Origin of the sequence: Thermoplasma acidophilum DSM 1728 (assembly GCF_000195915.1) — an archaeon.
Classification (GTDB): domain Archaea; phylum Thermoplasmatota; class Thermoplasmata; order Thermoplasmatales; family Thermoplasmataceae; genus Thermoplasma; species Thermoplasma acidophilum.
Genome location: NC_002578.1, coordinates 1291827 through 1308846 on the forward strand (window position 1 = coordinate 1291827; position 17020 = coordinate 1308846).

Below are 17020 nucleotides of genomic sequence, written 5' to 3' on the forward strand. Positions count from 1 at the left end.
ACTATGATTATCGAAGTTTTTGGATTTCGCTAAAGGTAGCCATACTCCTGCAACATCATTGTTCATTTTTTAAATCGGCGATCAATAAAACCGAACGATCCATTTCCCCAATTCATTTATAAATGCACGCTATAACCATACCATGGATTCTGTAGTCAAGGAGATAAAGAACTATGCCGATAGCGTTTCCTATTCAAGCATGAAAGAGGAAGAGAAGGAGGCTCTGAAGATGCGGGTGGCCGACTCCATAATAACTGCCTATACTGCACGAAGATCTCCACCTGTTAATGCACTTATGCAGGTTCTTGGGGATGTAAGTTCGAAGGAAGTCACGCCGTTATACTTCAGGGATCATCGGATCTTCTCGCCTTATGCTGTTATGATAAATGGATGCATGACCAGATATATGGACTATAACGATACATATCTATCAAAGGAGGCACTGCATCCATCAGACAATGTTCCACCCATCCTCGCCGCTGCACAGATGATGGAGGCCGATGGGAGAGAAGTGCTCAGGGGCCTTAAGATAGCCTACGATGTCGTCTGCTCTCTGGCTGATGCAGTTTCAATACGGGATCGCGGCTGGGACCATGTGAATTACGATTCCATCTCGTCATCGGCCGGCATAGCATCCATCTTTGACCTGGATGATGATAAGTTTGAAAATGCGGTATCTCTGGGGATAATAAACAACATAAGCATGAGGCAAACGCGCGCCGGAAAGCTAAGCATGTGGAAGGGATGCACTGTGGCCTATCAAACCATGTCATCCCTGCTGGCCGCCATGAATGCCAGATCTGGCCTCACTGGTCCCTCGGATATATTCGACGGTGAGATGGGCTTCAAAAAGCAGGTCTCCGGCCCATTTGATCTGAAGATATCGCCACACGTTATGAAGACGATGATAAAGAACTATCCTGTAGAGTATCATGCCATGAGCGCTGCCCAGGCTGCCGCTGAGATTCGTAGGAAGGTCAAGGGCAAGATAAGATCCGTAAAGGTTGATACCTTCAAGGTAGCGCACACCATCATAATAAAGGATCCTGAAAAGCTGAGGCCTGAGAACAAGGAAACAGCGGATCACAGCATGCCGTACATCATAGCCTACACGCTTCTTTACGGAGAGCCGGACGTGAATTCCTACGATGCGAGGTACCTCAGAGACCAGAAGATCCTGGATCTTATAGATAGGATGACCTTCAACGTAACGAAGAGGTTCGATGAGATGTATCCCGAATACCTGCCAGTCAGGATAGAAGTGGAGGATGATGAGGGCAAGAAGGATGTTGAGATCGATGTTCCAAAGGGACATTTCAGGAACCAGTACACCTGGTCTGATGTGATCAATAAGGCAGAACGGGTAGACGAAAAGCTCGTGGATATAGTAAAGGATCTCAGGGATCTTGAGAAGATGAGCGCCAGTGAGATCTTTGAGGTGATAAACCGTGTCAAGGCTTAAGGATAACATCAACCGCGGCCCTGCGACCTTAAGAGATCTCATAAAGAAGGATATTGTTGTGGCGCCCGGAGTTTTCAGCGGTATTTCAGCGCTGATGGCTGAAAGGGCGGGATTTCAGGCATCTTATCTCTCAGGATCTGGAGTTGCCGGCATGATGGGGCTTCCGGATCTATCAGTTACAACGTTGCCAGAGATTGCGGCTGAGGCCTACAGAATAACCACGGTATCAAGTTTGCCCCTCATAGTGGACGTCGATACAGGTTTCGGAGAGACAGTGAATGTTATGCGCACCGTCAGGATGATGGAAGACGCAGGAGCAGCGGCTATACATATAGAGGATCAGGAGCAACCAAAGAAGTGTGGCCATCTAAACGGCAAGCGAGTTATAGACAGAGATAACATGGTCAGGAAGATAAGGGCTGCTGTATCAACTAGGAAAGATGAGGATTTCATGATCATAGCAAGGACGGATGCTAGATCGGTAAACGGGCTGGAAGATGCCATAGACAGGGCAAACGCTTATCTGGAAGCTGGTGCAGATGCGGTGTTCACCGAAGCTCTTGAGAGCAGAGAAGAATTCGTAGAGATGAGAAAGAAGGTCAAGGGCTATCTCATGGCAAACATGACCGAGGACGGAAAATCACCTCTGCTCTCAGTTGCAGAACTGCGTGAAATTGGATATGACATAGTAATATTCCCTCTCACCGCTTTTCGTGGCATGCTGAAGGCAATCGGCGACATTTACAGGGATCTTCTGAAGGATGGAACGCAGAGGAATTTCCTGGACAGGATAATGCGACGTTCTGAATTCTATGACGTCATCGGTTACTATGACTACGAGAAGGAAGATAACGTATTTTATAAAATATAAAATATTTATTCATTATATGTTATTTTTCTGTATATCTTGGTTATTGCGCCCAGCGAAAGCATGATTATTCCTATAGAGAGCGAGTAAAACGCTTCATCTGTTATCGATGTTGGGTTCATCACCGATACTATGGTAGCCAAGAACAGAGAGAAGAAACCGAGAACCGCAGCTATCGCTATGTAGAAGTATCTGTTCGGTTCTCTATTCACTGCGCTGGATCTGAAGTAGCCGGCTGATTTCATAAGTATCAGCAGTATCAACGCTATCAAGACGGCCAGGAATATCGATGCCTCGAGATATATACCACCAAGCCCCCTGAAGTATCCCGGCAGGATGATGCCAAGCTCAAAGGCAAAAAAGCCTATCACTGGCGCAGCGCCTATAACAGCTATGTGATTATAATTAAGCCTTCCCTTCCTGAAGTATTTCGCAACGATGCTTGTTATAGGCAGGACGATTACCAGTGGCAATATGAAGAAGAGAAGTGCATATCCCGTGGGGATTTGAATGCCTGGGGTGAGTGCTCCCCATACGGAAAGACCGATCAGGTAGAATATGCCGGTTATGGCAAGGCCTGTGAAAATTGGTCTGTCAGAGAGTTTAAGAGAGAACGTATTGTCTATGTATGGCAGTATAATGAGATACACTAGCGGGAAGCCAGCAAATATAACGGTGGCCCAGAAAGGCCCTATGCCCTGCGCAAACTGGAAGTCAAGTTCCTTGTACATGAAGAGCAGGAACCATGGAGGATAAGCGGGTACAGCCGATGCCGCTGGATTTCCAGGCGCGACCTGCGGGAATGGCGAGAACAGTGTTGGTACCCCAGGAAGCAGTGCTGCAATGGCTGGCAGTATGAATATGGTGGCAAAGGAGAAGAAGCCCAGCTCTACCATGTATATCATATTGTATGGATACCATGGCTTGTAGTCCGGCTTCTCCCTATCTATAGCCGGGGCCATGTAGTTGCTTTCGCTTCTCTTAGGCATTATTGTCCTTGCCTCTGCAAGGAAGAAGTGGGCTGCAACGACAACCGCAATCAAACCGGCGAGGAGGATGTGCCAGGCCAGCAGCCTGTGAAAGAGATCAGTCTGCGTACCATTGCCGAATATTATCTCCATTATGTAATTGCCTATGACTGGGAACCCCTGGGCTATTCCACGACCAACATCCGTCGCGTCTGCAGATAGCACGTCTCCGCTGAGGGAATAGCCGAAGTATCCCACGCCAAGCGTGAGCAGGAGCAAGAGTATTCCAGAAAGGAACTGGTCGCGCCTCGGCCTTTTGTAAGCACCCACGAACACATTTCTCAAAAGGTGAATGTAGAGAAGTCCTATCATTATGTATGCACCATAGAGGTGCGTCGTAAGTATGATTTCACCGTACGGAACGCTGTGGAGAAAGTTTTCTGTGCTCGTGTATGCGTTGGACGGCTGATAGTAGAAAAGCATTATGAGGCCTGTGATGACCTCATATATGAATGCGAACATGGTGAGCGCGCCGGTCCAGTACCATACGCCTCCTTTCTTCCTCATATAATCCGGAACGCGCCTTGGCAGTGGTTCCGGCTTGTTTATGATATTCACGATGCTCTCATAATCTTCTGGCTTTTTTTCGTCCATTTAGACACCTCATGTTGACGGGGTACCCTCGTTCACAACCTCAGTGCTAGTGCCTGAGATTGCGCTTCCACCCGAAAGATCGCTGCTATGGCCGTATATGGTTGGCCCAACCATGGATACAGCCTTGTACGTATCGCTTGAAGAATCATAGGAAAGCACAACGCTCGGCAATGGATGCGTGGTCGGACCTGTCACAACGGAGAACCCATTTATAGGATCATAAGTGCTTCCGTGACAGTTGCAGTGAATTAGGCCGTGGTTTGATGATCCCGATATGCCAGTGTTTGGTATCGATGTTCCTGGCGGATAATAGTGGATCTCAGGCGGTACGCACCCGAGATGCTGGCATATCGCACTTGACGCCACAACAGACTTATAAGGGCCAACACCCCCAGGCGATGTGTAGGTCTGCCCCGTAGCCGGTATCTTTACCGTAACTGATTTTATAGCTATATCCTGACCAGATGAATTTCCCAATCTGAGCAAAAAATTGGGTTCGTTTTGCAGCGGATAATTGAAGACAACTATCTCGGGGGAGTTTACTGTCAGATCGCTTGTTTTGATGGGCTGGCCTGTCTTGCTATTCACCAGCGTCAGCGTGGGGAACGTAGAGGAAGTAACCTCCTGCGGCGGTATGATGTTCTGGATCAGGCTGCGAAGGGAAAGACCGGCCACTGCCGCAATGGAAATTATGCCCATTGCCTTTATGAAATTTCTGCGGCCGGGATCGTTCACAGCATCCTGATCTTGATTGTTGTTGCATTTCTTATCCTTGGGAGTTTCTGCCGTGTTATAACACCTCCAGATTCATAGTATTCCCTAATCGATTCGTCTAAACCAGCTGATGAAATAAAGTCTTAACCTAACTATTCAGGTCATTATTTTCATCATCAAGTATATCGATGCGATAAATGCCTAACAATTAAGATTATGATGTTTTATCTCTTTATGTCATGGAAAACCATGAAAACACAGACATGCAATTATGTGATATGCCCTGAAAGATCTCAGGTTAGTTTCACGATATCGCATCTTGTTCTCTCAAAGGTGTCTGGGCAGTTCACCAGATTGCATGGATGTGCCGCAGTGCGTGATCTGGAATTCGTGGATTATGCCCTTTTGAAGATAGATGTTTCAAGCATAAGGACAGGAAACAGCATAAGGGATAGAAACCTCATGAAGAAAGACTATTTCAACGCAGCTACCTATAAGTTTATAGAATGCTGCGTACGAGATCTTGACATAAAGAACTTCCCCGATCAACCTGTTGATTTCCACATAAAGATAAAGGATATAGAAGAGATCGTACCGCTTAACGTATTCGTGATTTCCACCAACAATGAAACGGTCAGCCTTAGAATAACCGGAAAGATAAGAACCCAGGATTTCGGACTGAAATGGCAGTCTCCATTCAAGCCGGGACTAATGGTCGGATCAGAGGTGAATTTGAATGTATACCTTTCACTGTTCAAAGGCCAGACTACGCCAGAGAGTCTCGGAAATAATCCATCACAATCTTCTTCAGCCCCCGCCGCATCACATCGGAAATAGACGAGGTCTTTATGCCGAAGCTTTTTGCAAGATCCTTCATGGATATCTGCCTGTCTATATCGAAATAGCCAAGCTTCAGGGCACTCATTATGACCTCCCTTTCCCTAGGCGTAAGATCGTTTTTGGAGTACTCATTTATCGATATCACGATTACGTTTATCTCCTCTTCCTTGAGCTTTCTGAGGGCTCTGTTGAACTCTGCCTTCGTTGGTGCTATGATTCTGTATCTGACCTTGTCGAAACCAATGGATTTTCCGCCCATCACCATCATGTTGAATGACTCCAGAATACGACAAGCTGTGCAGCTCTTGCCCTCAGCCCATATGGCGTCTTTTCCGCTGAGATTTGCCTTGAGAACATAGCCAGGATATTTCTTTATCTCGTTGAAGAGTGTTCGCCTGTCCAAGGAGGGCTTTATCAGATGTATCGTTGTATTTTCACCTATTCTGAGGCGCTCTATAGCTGCCTGTGGATCCCTGTCCAGAACAAGATTCGTTACCCAGCAGTCCTCTCTCTCCACCTCTATTATTGCCTCAATCGACGGGTTGTTTCCTTTCAATCTAACATGTTAGGCATCCATGAAATATAAGTATTGCCCTTTGTGTCTCGATAAGATGACAGACATCAGAGTAAGGGGCTACAAAAGCATCTCGTTCTGGCAGGAAGAAGGCATAGGCCTGATAGTTATACGGAGCGACAGCCATGGCAGATTTGACCTGAATACGCTTGGAGAGATAACCGCAGCAATTGGCATAGCGGCAATGGATGGAAGCGTAAGGGCTGTGGCATTGACAGGTATGAACAACATTTTCGGACGGCAGCTTGTAATTGGACAATTATCAAATAATACTGTTTATAATGTAATGCAGTCCTCATCTTCGCTGATATCCATGATCTATACATTCGAAAAACCAATATTCTCAATACTTAACGGTGATGCTATCGATGAAGGTTACGAGATAGCGCTCCTAGCCGACCGGATAATAAGCGCGGACGACATAAAGGTTGGATTCAGCAGGGATTACGAATTCAAGATCGGAGGTTCATTCACATCGCTGCGAATGACAAAAACAGACATATCAGGCCCGGCCGAAGGTATAAATGTAGATCGCGTTGTGAAACATGAAAGCCTGCTCGAAGATGCCAAGAATATCATAAAGGAAACAGCAGACATAAACTTCCCAATGAGGAGAAGGCAAAGATATAGGTACATAAGTGAACTTATAAACGCAGAAAAGATAAACTTCTACGAGCATTATCTTGCGCGCAGCTGAACAAGAAGTTTGAAGCATGCCGATCGGTATCCAACGATTTCAACTGCCCAATAGCCCTTATTTTTTCTTCAATCTCTGCCTTAACTCGGAAAGTACATTCCTAACGTCATAGAAGTATATGTTATCATATGGACATGCCAGCACGCAAGAACCGGATCCAACGCACTTTGAACTTTTGAAGTAGCCCTGTTTTATAAATTGTCCTGCCAGATCACCAGCACCAACTTCACACGCCGTGACGCAGGCCTTCGTTTCACATTTCACGCACTGCGATGGATCATGCACCTTCAACCTGAACAGCCCTATCCTGCTGAAGAATCCCACAAATGTACCGGTTGTGCACCAACCATACCTTCTGCAGGGGCTCATTCCTACTAGCGGAATACTCATGAAGAAGATGTACCAGATCACGTTCCACACCGTAACCGAATAGATTACGGCAGGATCTACACCATACGGATCTGCGAAACGGCCACCGGTATTAGCCAGATACGAGAAGTATGCCGCTATTAATATGAGTATCCATGCAGAACCGATGATCGGATACAGAGACTCCTTGAATTTGCTGCCTATGTGCTTTCTGCTAGCCGGAGCAGAATAATTGTATTTTATCATGGCCTGCCCAAGCGTCCCTCCGTACATAACTGCAGATGGGCAAAGCGTGCTGCAGTAACTCCTTCTGCCGAACAGGAGTGCGAGGCCTGCATAAAGTGCATAGCTGCCTATGAGCGCGGCCAGTATGCCTGGATAGACCGGGCCGAGGCTTCCGATATTGCCCCAGAATGGGAGTACTCTGTAATATTTTGGATCAACGAAATTGGGGAAATACACCGTGTAAAGGGTATATGCAACTAGGGCGAATGTGAGATTCCATTTTTTTCTTTCCATCTCAGCCTACCTATCCTTACTATGACAAGCGAGGCCATCTCCACGCCCATTATAATCAGAAAGACGTATGAATTCGTGACAGAACCGAATATAAAGATCGCATTCAGAATTGCCGGCACAATCCCGCTATAAACACCAACACCGAAATTGCTCAAAAAAGGAACTACGCCGTTCACACCGTTCACCACGGATATTATGGAAGCCGAGGCCAGCCATTCTGCAGCGAAGGAGAAGAGGAGCACGTAGAACATGCTGTATCTGTTGTATGACCAGCCAGGCCTTCCCCTTATCTCTGTATTCCGAAATAGGAAGTAAAAATAGAATGCCATCTGGGCCATCATAGAGATATCGAAGAGAAGCAGTGTTATCAATGATCCGAAGACAATTGAGGCGAACAATCCAGCTGCCGAAAAGCCCATTAGGCCGAAGAACAGCGTTATCATCACAATTTTCCCAAAGTTCATCGTATCGAATTTCACTGCAATGATTTCGAAAAGGATAGCCATGAAAAAGACCATTACAGCCGTGAAGTATATCGTACCGTAAAGCGAAAAATTCGATTGAGGCATGAAGAAAGGATTGAAGAGGCCTGAAAAGACCACTCCAGAAAATACTATTTTTTTGATGCTGTCCTTTTCAAGGAACAGCAGTGAAAGGATCATCTCTATCTCCATTGAGGCGATAAACAGATAGCTGCTCACGCTGTGAACCAGCGTGTAGAATACTCCATGGCTAATGATGTTAGGATACGTAATGATCGTCAGGAAATAGGCCATGGCAACTTCATTTGATATGAGAAGCGATATGAATGCCGATTTTCTGGAGGTAGTCATTGAAGAATTCCTGGTGAAGTACGCCCAGGCGACAGCGCCGCCCATAATCGCCATTGGCATATCCACAGCCATCGAAGCTGTAGTGAACGTGATGCGAGTTTGAAAATACAATATAAGACCAACGAACATCGAGAACATCATGGCCTCTACAAGTATCTCTATGACACCATTTGTCCCTTTTACCATGATCCTGTAGAATAGATAGAAGAAGAGGAGTGACATCAGGATTTCTGTTGAGATATCAATCAGCATGTTCACCGATGATCACCCTTTTATTGATGGAAAATGAGGTGCGTGCAAAACTGTTTAGCGAAAGATGCGTTGTGTACCACATAACTGGCAACATGGCTATCCAGAGCGAGAGGCTGAACCAGACCTGATCTATCAGAGGTATGAACATCCATATGTGCTTTTCCATAACTGATGACAGATAGAATATCACCAGTGGAACTACATTGAAAACAACAGAAACGTATTCCAGGTAGGTGTATCTCGTGAGCGGTGGCATGATGCTGTATCCCGCACCTATCGCAATGCCAGCTGAATATCCGGTTATCATCATAACAGCATAGAATGACGGATCACTGTACGCAATGAAAGTGAGGACAGGAATGAACCACATATATGAAAGCATGATACCCGATACAGATAGTACCGAACCAATCGCTATGGACGTAGTTTTTATCCGAATTATATTGAACAGGATCATTGCAAATATGAAGCCAGAGAGAACCATGGCCATACCGCCTACAAAGAAGAATATGAAATTCTTCTCCAGGCCTATTGAAACTAGGTACGCCAGTAGCATTGGGATGAAAACTGTACTCATTATGATCAACAGCCGGTAGACAACTGAACTATCTTTCGGCCTGACAAAAAAACTTCTGATCGGCCTTCCGGATCTGTAGAAGTGCGATACGAATACATATGTGAGTATGAGCAGTGTCAAGCTCAGCAGAAGCACTGGTATGAGTATCACATCTATTATGAGCGCTGCAACAGCAGGCAGGAGTGAGATAAAACTTTCGCACTGGCAGCTGAACGCGCTCGTAAGACCTGACAGGGCCGAGCCTATCGTACTACCATGCCTGGACGAATAAGATATGATCTGGTAATAATTCTCGGAGACGAGCACAGCTACACCAAAGAATACCAGCTCTATGAACGGGCTAATTAGTACATCTATATTTTCACTGAGAACGAATACGCCATCTACGTCGAGGCCAAGAGGTATCATTCCAAGGCCCTTGAACAAACTGATGTCGGATTCTATTATGACTGGTGCCCTGGTTGGCAGTGATACGGATATCAGCCCTCCGAGATAGATCATGAATATGATGGTGCCCGCAAACGCCGGCAGCCTTATAATGGCTTCATCCATTTCATTGACAAGCTCCCAGTCTGAAATGAATGCGAGAAAAAGCGATATCAGGACAAACCAGAACATGGGATACCTGTAAAATGAAATCAGCATCACTATGAGGAAAAAGACATAAAATGTATTACCGTAAACTGGTAGTGCATTTGAAATTTTGCGCAATATGAAGCGAAACAAAGAGAAGCAAGATCGGCATCGATATGATAATGAGGAAAAGAAAAATTGAATCGCTTGTTATGAATATATATCTATTATAAAATAATATGATGGAAAGAAAAAATATAAGAATTGAAATTATTTGAAAAATAAAATTAATTCTTTTATCCATGCTTAATCTACTACAACGGTGCCTGTCATCCAGCCAACGGTTGTCATCGCTCCGCTCCAGCCTCCGTTAACCTCACTGAGGCCGCACGGAACATAACACTGCCAGGTATACGTGCCCGTGTTGTTCAGATACAGGTATGCCAGCGTAGTGCTGCCGCCCCAGGTTGGTATGTTGACCAGGATCTGACCGCTGTTTATTATTGTGAATGTATGTGTTATATTGTATCCCCAGCTGGAGTTACCATACCAGTTGATCTGACTTATGACTTTGGGCTTCTGGAGGGTTGTGACGTTGTTGCTGTACTTTGACAACGGGATGGTGCTGTTGTACTGGTACTCGACTCCGCCCACCGTCCCAATAACCTTGGTGAATATAGTGGTGTTTGACGTACTCGTATTTCCTATGTTGGGTGTTGGTCCGGAATCGTAGTCTATTATGGTCAGCACTATCTCCCTGTGCGCAGGCAATACTATGTTCGCTGCTGATTCAAGCGTGTTGTTGGCTGCCAGTATGAAATACGATGGCTGATTGTGCTCGTATGTGGAGTTGTATATGTACGGATTTGACGGCGTTATGACAAGGGTCAAATAGTATGGGCCTGTGGCCGGGGCAGATACAGGATGGCTCGTTGTGTAAGAGTAGGCCACACCTATGCCTATGCCGCCTATTACAACAACCGCTGTCACCAATGCATAGAATACTTTATCATCCATCTGTTATCGCTGTTAAAATGATATTTCGCTATTTAATCGTGAAAGCTAATATTTTAGGTCATAGGATTAGTGGAAAATATTGCTGAAATAAGTACGAAATACGCTTATTTCAAGCCCGTCATCTCTTCACTTTGCTGTATCCAACGACCCTCGGGAATCCATTCTGATCTGCCATCACAAAGCTATCCTTCAGGAGTGGAAGCTTGAATCTAGTAGTGTAGGCGTCCCCCTCAGGATTGCACTTGACAAAGTTCATGAGATCTGATATGTAAGGATCGGACATAGTATCTCTCCCTTTGAGTGATTTGTGGAATACAACACTATCCTTCACCTGATTCGTATATTCGAATGGTTTTTCTGCAAGGAACATTCCCCTTGAGAGTTCCTCGACCTCCACATTCTTGAGTGCAACTCCAACTCTAGTACCCGCTTCGGCTTCATCAAAATCAACGTCGTTTACTTGTATGGATCTCACCTGCACCTCCCTGTTGATGCCAGACAGATACAGATCCTGATGCTTCCTAATCTTTCCAGAGAGTACAAAGCCAAGGATAACCGTACCCACACTCTTCACCTTGAAATAGTGATCAATAACCACCAGTGTATCCTGTTCGTTTCTCTCGATCTTGAATGCCTTTATCCTGTCTATTATCTCCATTGGCCTTCCAGAAAAAAATTCTGGCTGTATGTTTGTATCCTTCAAGAGCTTCCTGATGGTGCTCTGCTTGTCCTCGCTCGCAACAATGATCCCCCTAGTCTTTCCGAAGAGATCCAGTGCGATAACAGTTTCGGCGAAGTACTTGTCAAGATTTTCGCCGTTTATTATGAAGAGATCGGTTGGATAGATGGAATCCGTAAGCGACGATACCTTATCTGGATACTTTATCGGTTCTATAAACGTCATGACTCCATCCTCTTCCTTCCTGTTATAGAGCCTTATATCGCTCTCAGTACCCTTCTTTGATACTTCACGGAGTATTTCCTCCACCCCATAGGCGAATACGTTGAAATGATACATACGACCGCATGCCATATGTTTAGATTAAAATATCCTTTTAATAGCGACAGCTAACAAATGTTTTAATCGTTATTTGAAATTAAATCCAGGATCCTATGGATATTAAAAGGTACTGTCCAGTGACGGACTCTGAACTTCCAGCTGATCATGTCTATTTTAAGTTTAGGAGTGAGATTGAAGCGGCAGAGGCCTATCTAGGCCTTGCCATATCCGAAGGGATAAAGGTCAGGGAGACCAGGGAAATCCTGGACATCATTGATACGGTATACAATTCGCTCAGCGATCCAGAATCAAAATTGAACGATTTTCAGGAAAAAAGGCTAAACTTCACTGAGGAGGACTGGTATGATATAAAGGAGAAGGCAAACAACGGAAACCGCTGGTCTCTGTACATGTTCCTCGCTAGAAGCGCGGTTGACAGCGCAGTTTATTGGTCATACAGGATGAAGGAAACTGAGGAATTCAAGGAGATAGTGAAAGAAGAAATGATATCAAAGCTCTTGAAGGCGGGCTACGTAATTCTCCGGGAATCGCTAGGAGAGGTAAGGTTATAATTTTTCAATAAAAAATATTCTATATCAGGTCGTGTGTGTGACCGATATGCCCCGCAGGAAATCAAGGTATGAAAGTGGATCTTTTACATACCTGTCTAGAATGTTCGTTTCCCTGTAATAGTCCTGAAATAGCAGATGTGCTTCGTATTCCGCAAACAGACCGGTTTCAACAACAGCTGAAATGGCCTTCTCCAGCTTTGTCTCGCCTATCTCCTTTTTTCCATTCATTTTCCTTATGTAGTTGACTATTTTTATAAGCGGCAGATTATCATTGCTGCAGATATCGTAGACACCTTCACGTTTGAGTATGGAATTTACCACCTTAACCACATCATCCACGTAAACCGGTGCCAGATTCCCTTCAGGAGAAAGATGCCCAACTCTCTCTGAGAGTTTTCTGAACCTGTCTGTGAAATGATCGCCCTCTCCGAAAAGGAACGAAAGCCTCACGACAAGCCCGTTCTTGAGGACACGCGTGTTATCCTCAACGAGCCTCTTCGTTCTGAAGAACTCGAGCGGATATGAAGGATGGTTTATTATTGAGAATGAAACCACCTTCTGTTCCGTGTTATTCGCCTTCACCGCATTGACCACGTTCTTTATGCCATCGAGCAGGATTTCACGATTCCTCTTCTCATCGGCGTTCCAGTCCTCCACGGCAAATATGGCAACGTCCACGTCCTTCATGGCCTCTGCAACTTTGGAATAATCAGTTACATCGCCGGATACCCATTTTGCGTCCTTCCTTGTAACCGAATTTCCTTTTTCTAGTGAAAAGTATACCATCTCATCCGCATCCAGTCGGTTGACCAGATGGCTCCCAAGAAACCCCGAACCACCGAAAACTATGACCTTCACATGCTTGTATTTTTTCAATCTATTAAAAACTGACGTAGCTGATAAGAAATATTGGTCTGGCTGGCTAAATACCATCGGAGTGTTTTCAAGACTCTATGATGAAGAAGGATGAAGAACCCTGCATTCCACGTTTTTAAACGTATCTACCTTTACGTTGGCGGAACCGGTTCAGGGCGAAACTATTGTTTATGCTGGCCGCAAAACGAATAACGTTATATATAAACTAACAATTCAATGCCGAACTGCAATGCCTAAAACACCAGCTAATGTTAAGCCAATGGATGTACTGAAATCAGCGCTATCCAGAAACGTGTTGATAGATGTTAAGGGAAACAGGGAGTATTCAGGGATACTTGAAGGCTACGATGTTTACATGAACATCGTGCTGCAGAACGCCAGCGAAATCATAAATGGGGAGAACAAGGGCGTGTATGATCGTGTTCTGGTGAGGGGCGATAACGTCATATTCGTCTCTCCATCTAAGGGTGATGGTTCATGAGTAATGGAACAGCCGTAATGGGTAAGATAAACAATAAGAAAACGCACATAAGATGCAGAAGGTGTGGTCATCACACATATAATGTAAGGACGAAGAGGTGCTCTCACTGTGGATTCCCTGCCCCCAGGATCAGATCCTATAGATGGGCAAAAGCCAAGTGAAGACTGTGCTGTTGTGGGCTTTAAGGGTAGGATCAACGCCTATGAGCCCATAATAACCGCACTGCGTACACTGCAGCACAGAGGTCAAGAATCAGCCGGTATGGCTGTTTTTGATGGCAGAAAAACTGTCCTGAAGAAGGGTCGTGGCCTTGTAACCGACGTTTTCAATCCTGCAACGGATAGCATAAAGGGCAAGGTCGGGGTTGGCCATACCCGTTATTCTACAGCCGGTTCCAAGGACGTTATCGATGCTGGTCCATTCGTTATAAATTCCCAGGTTGGATTCATCTCTCTTTCCCATAACGGCGAAATCGTCAACGCGGATGAGCTGAAGGAGGAGATGAAGAAGGAAGGCGTAAATTTTCAGAGTGATTCAGACACCGAGGTACTGCTCGCAGAGCTTTCAAGAAACATTTCAAAGTACGGCCTGAAAAAAGGTTTTGAGGTGTCTATGAACACCCTCAGGGGGGCCTATGCCTGCGCAGTGGGCATAAATGACAGGCTCTTCGCCATGAGGGACCCAAACGGAATAAGGCCCCTCATCGTAGGAAAGAATGCGGATGGATACATAATAGCCAGTGAAAGCTGTGCCATAGATGCACTTGATGGGACGATCATAAGGAATGTTGAACCCGGCGAGGTCGTTGAACTGACAGATGACGGCCTGAAGACCATAGCACTTCACGAAGGAGAGAAGACCGCACACTGTATGTTTGAATACGTATACTTCTCAAGGCCTGACAGCACCATAGATGGCATAAATGTGTATATGGCCAGGGTCAAAATGGGCATGATGCTTGCCAAGGAGAGCCCCGTGGAGGCCGACATGGTCATACCTGTCCCCGATTCCGGTAGATCGCAGGCCATCGGGTTCTCGATGCAGTCAGGCATACCCTACACCGAAGGCTTGATGAAGAACAGGTATTCCGAAAGAACTTTCATAATGCCTACACAAAGCGACAGAAAGGCCGCGATCAGGCTGAAGCTGAACCCCGTCAGGGAAGTCATATCTGGTAAGAGGATTGTGCTGGTCGATGATAGCATCGTAAGGGGAAACACCATGCGATTCATCGTGAGCATGATGAGAAAGTATGGTGCGAAGGAGGTTCATGTTCGCATAGGTTCGCCACACATAATTGCACCTTGCTATTTCGGCGTGGATATGAAGACAAAGGATCAGTTCATAGCACGCGGAAAAACGGATGCAGAGATAAACAGCGAGATAGGAGCTGATTCGCTGGCATTCCTCTCCATAGATGGCCTCAAGGAAGCCATTGGCCTTGATGAGAATAATCTGTGTCTTGGATGTCTGACCGGCACCTATCCCATAGACATATCGAAAAAACTTGCGGAGAAGATCACGCAGTATTGATTATTTTTTAACTTTCCTTATCTTCTCTTCTATGTCCTCACGCATGGATCTTGAATCGACATGCGTGCCGAGGAGATCCGCCCTTGCCGTTATGGCTACCTTGTTGGCTATTATCCTCGCTATCCTCCCTCTTGCCTTCGGGTTCAATGCAGAGAGACCCGGAAATTTGAATATCACTCCGTACTTTGGGTTCTTCTTCCCCTGGCCGAGTGACTGGAACAGTGCCTTTTCGGCTCCGAGCATCTGGATGGAGCTGGCAGGCATCAGCGCCAACCTTCGAAGCCCCCTTGATCTTTCCAGGAGATCCATTGCCAGTTTGGGGCCAACAAGATCCGCGGTGTTTGGCATGATCTCCTTTATTCTCGTTCGTATTGCATCATCCATCTGCGATCTGAAGTCGCACATCTCTGTGCCCTTCCTGAATATCGCAGAAATATCTGGAAAAGACAAACCGTTCCTGAAGAACTGACATGGATCGCCGGACTGGCTTATTCCATATGGTATCGAAAATGGAAGGCACTTCTCATAGTATTTATTGATGATCTCGTCCATGGCGTTCCTTACCGCCGCCACCTTTATCAGCGCCTGATCGGGGGTAAACTCTTCCCTTATTCTTTCCTTTCCATACTCTATCAGCAGTTTTCTCAGGTCCGGTATCTCTCCCATACCATCCAGTTCTGGTATCCTTCCTTCCCTCAGATCTTTGAATATCCTTATGTAATCCTGATCCAGATTTTTGAACAGCCTCTTTCCCGATCCGTACCACATTATCCTTTCCATCATCAGCCTCCAGGAATATATGATCGAAATCCACTACCTTCATAAAGATGTTATCAGAGCTGCACATGGCTATGCCAGTTCCCACCAGATCGTTGTCCTCGGAGATGACGGCTACGCGTTCACCCTTCCTGAACTTTCCGTCAATTATCTTGATTCCCCCGGCATACAGATCCGATCCATGTGCTATATTCCTCATGGCGCTCCTCTTGACCACGATCTTCGGATAGTCCTTGAAGGCGTAGGTCATATCGAGTATGTGGTCCCTGAGCAGCTTATCCTCGCCCTTCCTGGCCAGTTCTACCATAGCCGCGAAATCCTGCAGTGTTATGCACCTATCCTCGGAGAATGGACCGGTTGAAGTCCTCCTCAGATCCACCATCTGCCCACCCTTTCCGGATACGTATCCGATATCCGTGCAAAGCGTGCGTATATAAGTTCCAGATTCGCATTTGACGTGAAACAGCACTAGCCTGTCTTTCTTCTCCAGGAGATCAAGCGAATACACCGTCTTGATCCTGAGGCTTCTAGCCACTGCGCTTCTCACGGGTGGCAGCTGATATATCCTTCCTGTGAATTTTTTGAAATAGTACCTGACCTCTTCTTCGGTTATGTCTTCGTAAAACCGCATAACACCAACATATTCCTTTGGACTCTCGTGCACAACATCCACAAGGCGGACGGCCTTGCCTATGGCCATAGTCAGGACTCCGGTCACGTTTGGGTCAAGCGTACCGATGTGCGCCACCTTCTCTATGCCTAGGATCTCCCTAACCCAGTGATCAACCTGGTGGCTGGTTGGGCCCTGAGGCTTGTCAAGCACTACGAAACCATTGATATTGGAGAAATCCAAGTGTATCGCCT

At 45.9% G+C, this 17020-nt stretch carries 19 protein-coding genes; 8 read left to right on the plus strand and 11 right to left on the minus strand.

Translation table 11 applies throughout. The features are described 5' to 3' along the window. The first annotated feature begins 142 nt into the window (after positions 1-142). Both TA_RS06340 and prpB read left to right on the plus strand, forming a co-directional pair. Positions 143-1462, plus strand: a complete 1320-nt coding sequence (locus tag TA_RS06340; RefSeq protein ID WP_010901633.1) for an MmgE/PrpD family protein — start codon at positions 143-145, stop codon at positions 1460-1462. Further along, positions 1449-2333, plus strand: a complete 885-nt coding sequence (prpB, locus tag TA_RS06345) for a methylisocitrate lyase (RefSeq protein WP_010901634.1) — start codon at positions 1449-1451, stop codon at positions 2331-2333. The genes TA_RS06340 and prpB overlap by 14 nt, the downstream gene beginning before the upstream one ends. 5 nt (positions 2334-2338) lie before the next feature. Here the strand turns inward: prpB and TA_RS06350 are convergent, their stop codons facing one another. Beyond that, positions 2339-3952, minus strand: coding sequence for a cytochrome b (locus TA_RS06350; RefSeq protein ID WP_048162026.1), 1614 nt, complete (start codon positions 3950-3952; stop codon positions 2339-2341). Positions 3953-3961: 9 nt separating this feature from the next. Beyond that, positions 3962-4687: a Rieske 2Fe-2S domain-containing protein gene (locus tag TA_RS06355; RefSeq protein ID WP_010901636.1), complete on the minus strand. Its 726-nt coding sequence runs from the start codon at positions 4685-4687 to the stop codon at positions 3962-3964. A gap of 228 nt (positions 4688-4915) precedes the next feature. Between TA_RS06355 and TA_RS06360 the strand changes: the two genes are divergently transcribed. After that, positions 4916-5503: a YceI family protein gene (locus tag TA_RS06360; RefSeq protein WP_162053264.1), complete on the plus strand. Its 588-nt coding sequence runs from the start codon at positions 4916-4918 to the stop codon at positions 5501-5503. On the opposite strand, the gene TA_RS06365 is transcribed toward TA_RS06360, so the two are convergent. Further along, positions 5433-6062, minus strand: a complete 630-nt coding sequence (locus TA_RS06365) for a helix-turn-helix domain-containing protein (protein ID WP_156778537.1) — start codon at positions 6060-6062, stop codon at positions 5433-5435. The genes TA_RS06360 and TA_RS06365 overlap by 71 nt on opposite strands. Positions 6063-6117: 55 nt before the next feature. Here TA_RS06365 and TA_RS06370 point away from each other — a divergent pair, with 55 nt between their 5' ends. Then, on the plus strand, positions 6118-6777 hold the full coding sequence (locus tag TA_RS06370) for an enoyl-CoA hydratase/isomerase family protein (protein WP_048162030.1): 660 nt from the start codon (positions 6118-6120) through the stop codon (positions 6775-6777). A 57-nt stretch (positions 6778-6834) separates the two neighbouring features. Here TA_RS06370 and TA_RS06375 read toward each other — a convergent pair whose 3' ends face one another. The 5 genes from TA_RS06375 to TA_RS06395 form a co-directional block, all read right to left on the minus strand. Continuing rightward, positions 6835-7665, minus strand: a complete 831-nt coding sequence (locus tag TA_RS06375; RefSeq protein WP_048162032.1) for a 4Fe-4S binding protein — start codon at positions 7663-7665, stop codon at positions 6835-6837. After that, the gene (locus tag TA_RS06380; RefSeq protein ID WP_010901641.1) at positions 7629-8756 is read right to left on the minus strand and encodes a hypothetical protein; all 1128 of its coding nucleotides are present in this window, start codon (positions 8754-8756) and stop codon (positions 7629-7631) included. The genes TA_RS06375 and TA_RS06380 overlap by 37 nt, the downstream gene beginning before the upstream one ends. Then, positions 8740-9975, minus strand: a complete 1236-nt coding sequence (locus TA_RS06385; protein WP_162053265.1) for a hypothetical protein — start codon at positions 9973-9975, stop codon at positions 8740-8742. The genes TA_RS06380 and TA_RS06385 overlap by 17 nt, the downstream gene beginning before the upstream one ends. A 231-nt stretch (positions 9976-10206) precedes the next feature. After that, positions 10207-10917 (minus strand): hypothetical protein, encoded by a 711-nt coding sequence (locus tag TA_RS06390; protein WP_010901643.1) that lies wholly within the window; start codon positions 10915-10917, stop codon positions 10207-10209. Between the two features lie 118 nt (positions 10918-11035). Further along, positions 11036-11935: a selenocysteine-specific translation elongation factor gene (locus tag TA_RS06395; protein WP_048162038.1), complete on the minus strand. Its 900-nt coding sequence runs from the start codon at positions 11933-11935 to the stop codon at positions 11036-11038. A 95-nt stretch (positions 11936-12030) separates the two neighbouring features. Here TA_RS06395 and TA_RS06400 point away from each other — a divergent pair, with 95 nt between their 5' ends. Continuing rightward, the gene (locus TA_RS06400; protein ID WP_010901645.1) at positions 12031-12489 is read left to right on the plus strand and encodes a DUF1940 domain-containing protein; all 459 of its coding nucleotides are present in this window, start codon (positions 12031-12033) and stop codon (positions 12487-12489) included. A 24-nt stretch (positions 12490-12513) separates the two neighbouring features. Here the strand turns inward: TA_RS06400 and TA_RS06405 are convergent, their stop codons facing one another. Continuing rightward, entirely contained in the window at positions 12514-13347 is an 834-nt protein-coding gene (locus tag TA_RS06405) for an SDR family oxidoreductase (RefSeq protein WP_156778538.1), read from the minus strand. A gap of 247 nt (positions 13348-13594) precedes the next feature. Here TA_RS06405 and TA_RS06410 point away from each other — a divergent pair, with 247 nt between their 5' ends. Genes TA_RS06410 through purF form a run of 3 tightly spaced genes read left to right on the plus strand, consistent with a single transcriptional unit; the run spans position 13595 to position 15379 of the window. Beyond that, positions 13595-13846, plus strand: a complete 252-nt coding sequence (locus TA_RS06410) for an LSm family protein (protein ID WP_010901647.1) — start codon at positions 13595-13597, stop codon at positions 13844-13846. Next, positions 13843-14007, plus strand: coding sequence for a 50S ribosomal protein L37e (locus tag TA_RS08030; protein ID WP_010901648.1), 165 nt, complete (start codon positions 13843-13845; stop codon positions 14005-14007). Before TA_RS06410 ends, TA_RS08030 begins: the two co-directional genes overlap by 4 nt. Then, positions 13955-15379, plus strand: a complete 1425-nt coding sequence (gene purF, locus TA_RS06415; protein ID WP_010901649.1) for an amidophosphoribosyltransferase — start codon at positions 13955-13957, stop codon at positions 15377-15379. The genes TA_RS08030 and purF overlap by 53 nt, the downstream gene beginning before the upstream one ends. Here purF and TA_RS06420 read toward each other — a convergent pair whose 3' ends face one another. Together TA_RS06420 and TA_RS06425 are read right to left on the minus strand one after the other, a co-directional pair. After that, a complete protein-coding gene (locus TA_RS06420; protein ID WP_241761826.1) occupies positions 15380-15952 on the minus strand; it encodes an NOP5/NOP56 family protein in 573 nt (190 codons plus the stop codon). Then, on the minus strand, positions 15912-17009 hold the full coding sequence (locus TA_RS06425; RefSeq protein WP_010901651.1) for an RNA-guided pseudouridylation complex pseudouridine synthase subunit Cbf5: 1098 nt from the start codon (positions 17007-17009) through the stop codon (positions 15912-15914). The genes TA_RS06420 and TA_RS06425 overlap by 41 nt, the downstream gene beginning before the upstream one ends. Positions 17010-17020: the final 11 nt, after the last annotated feature.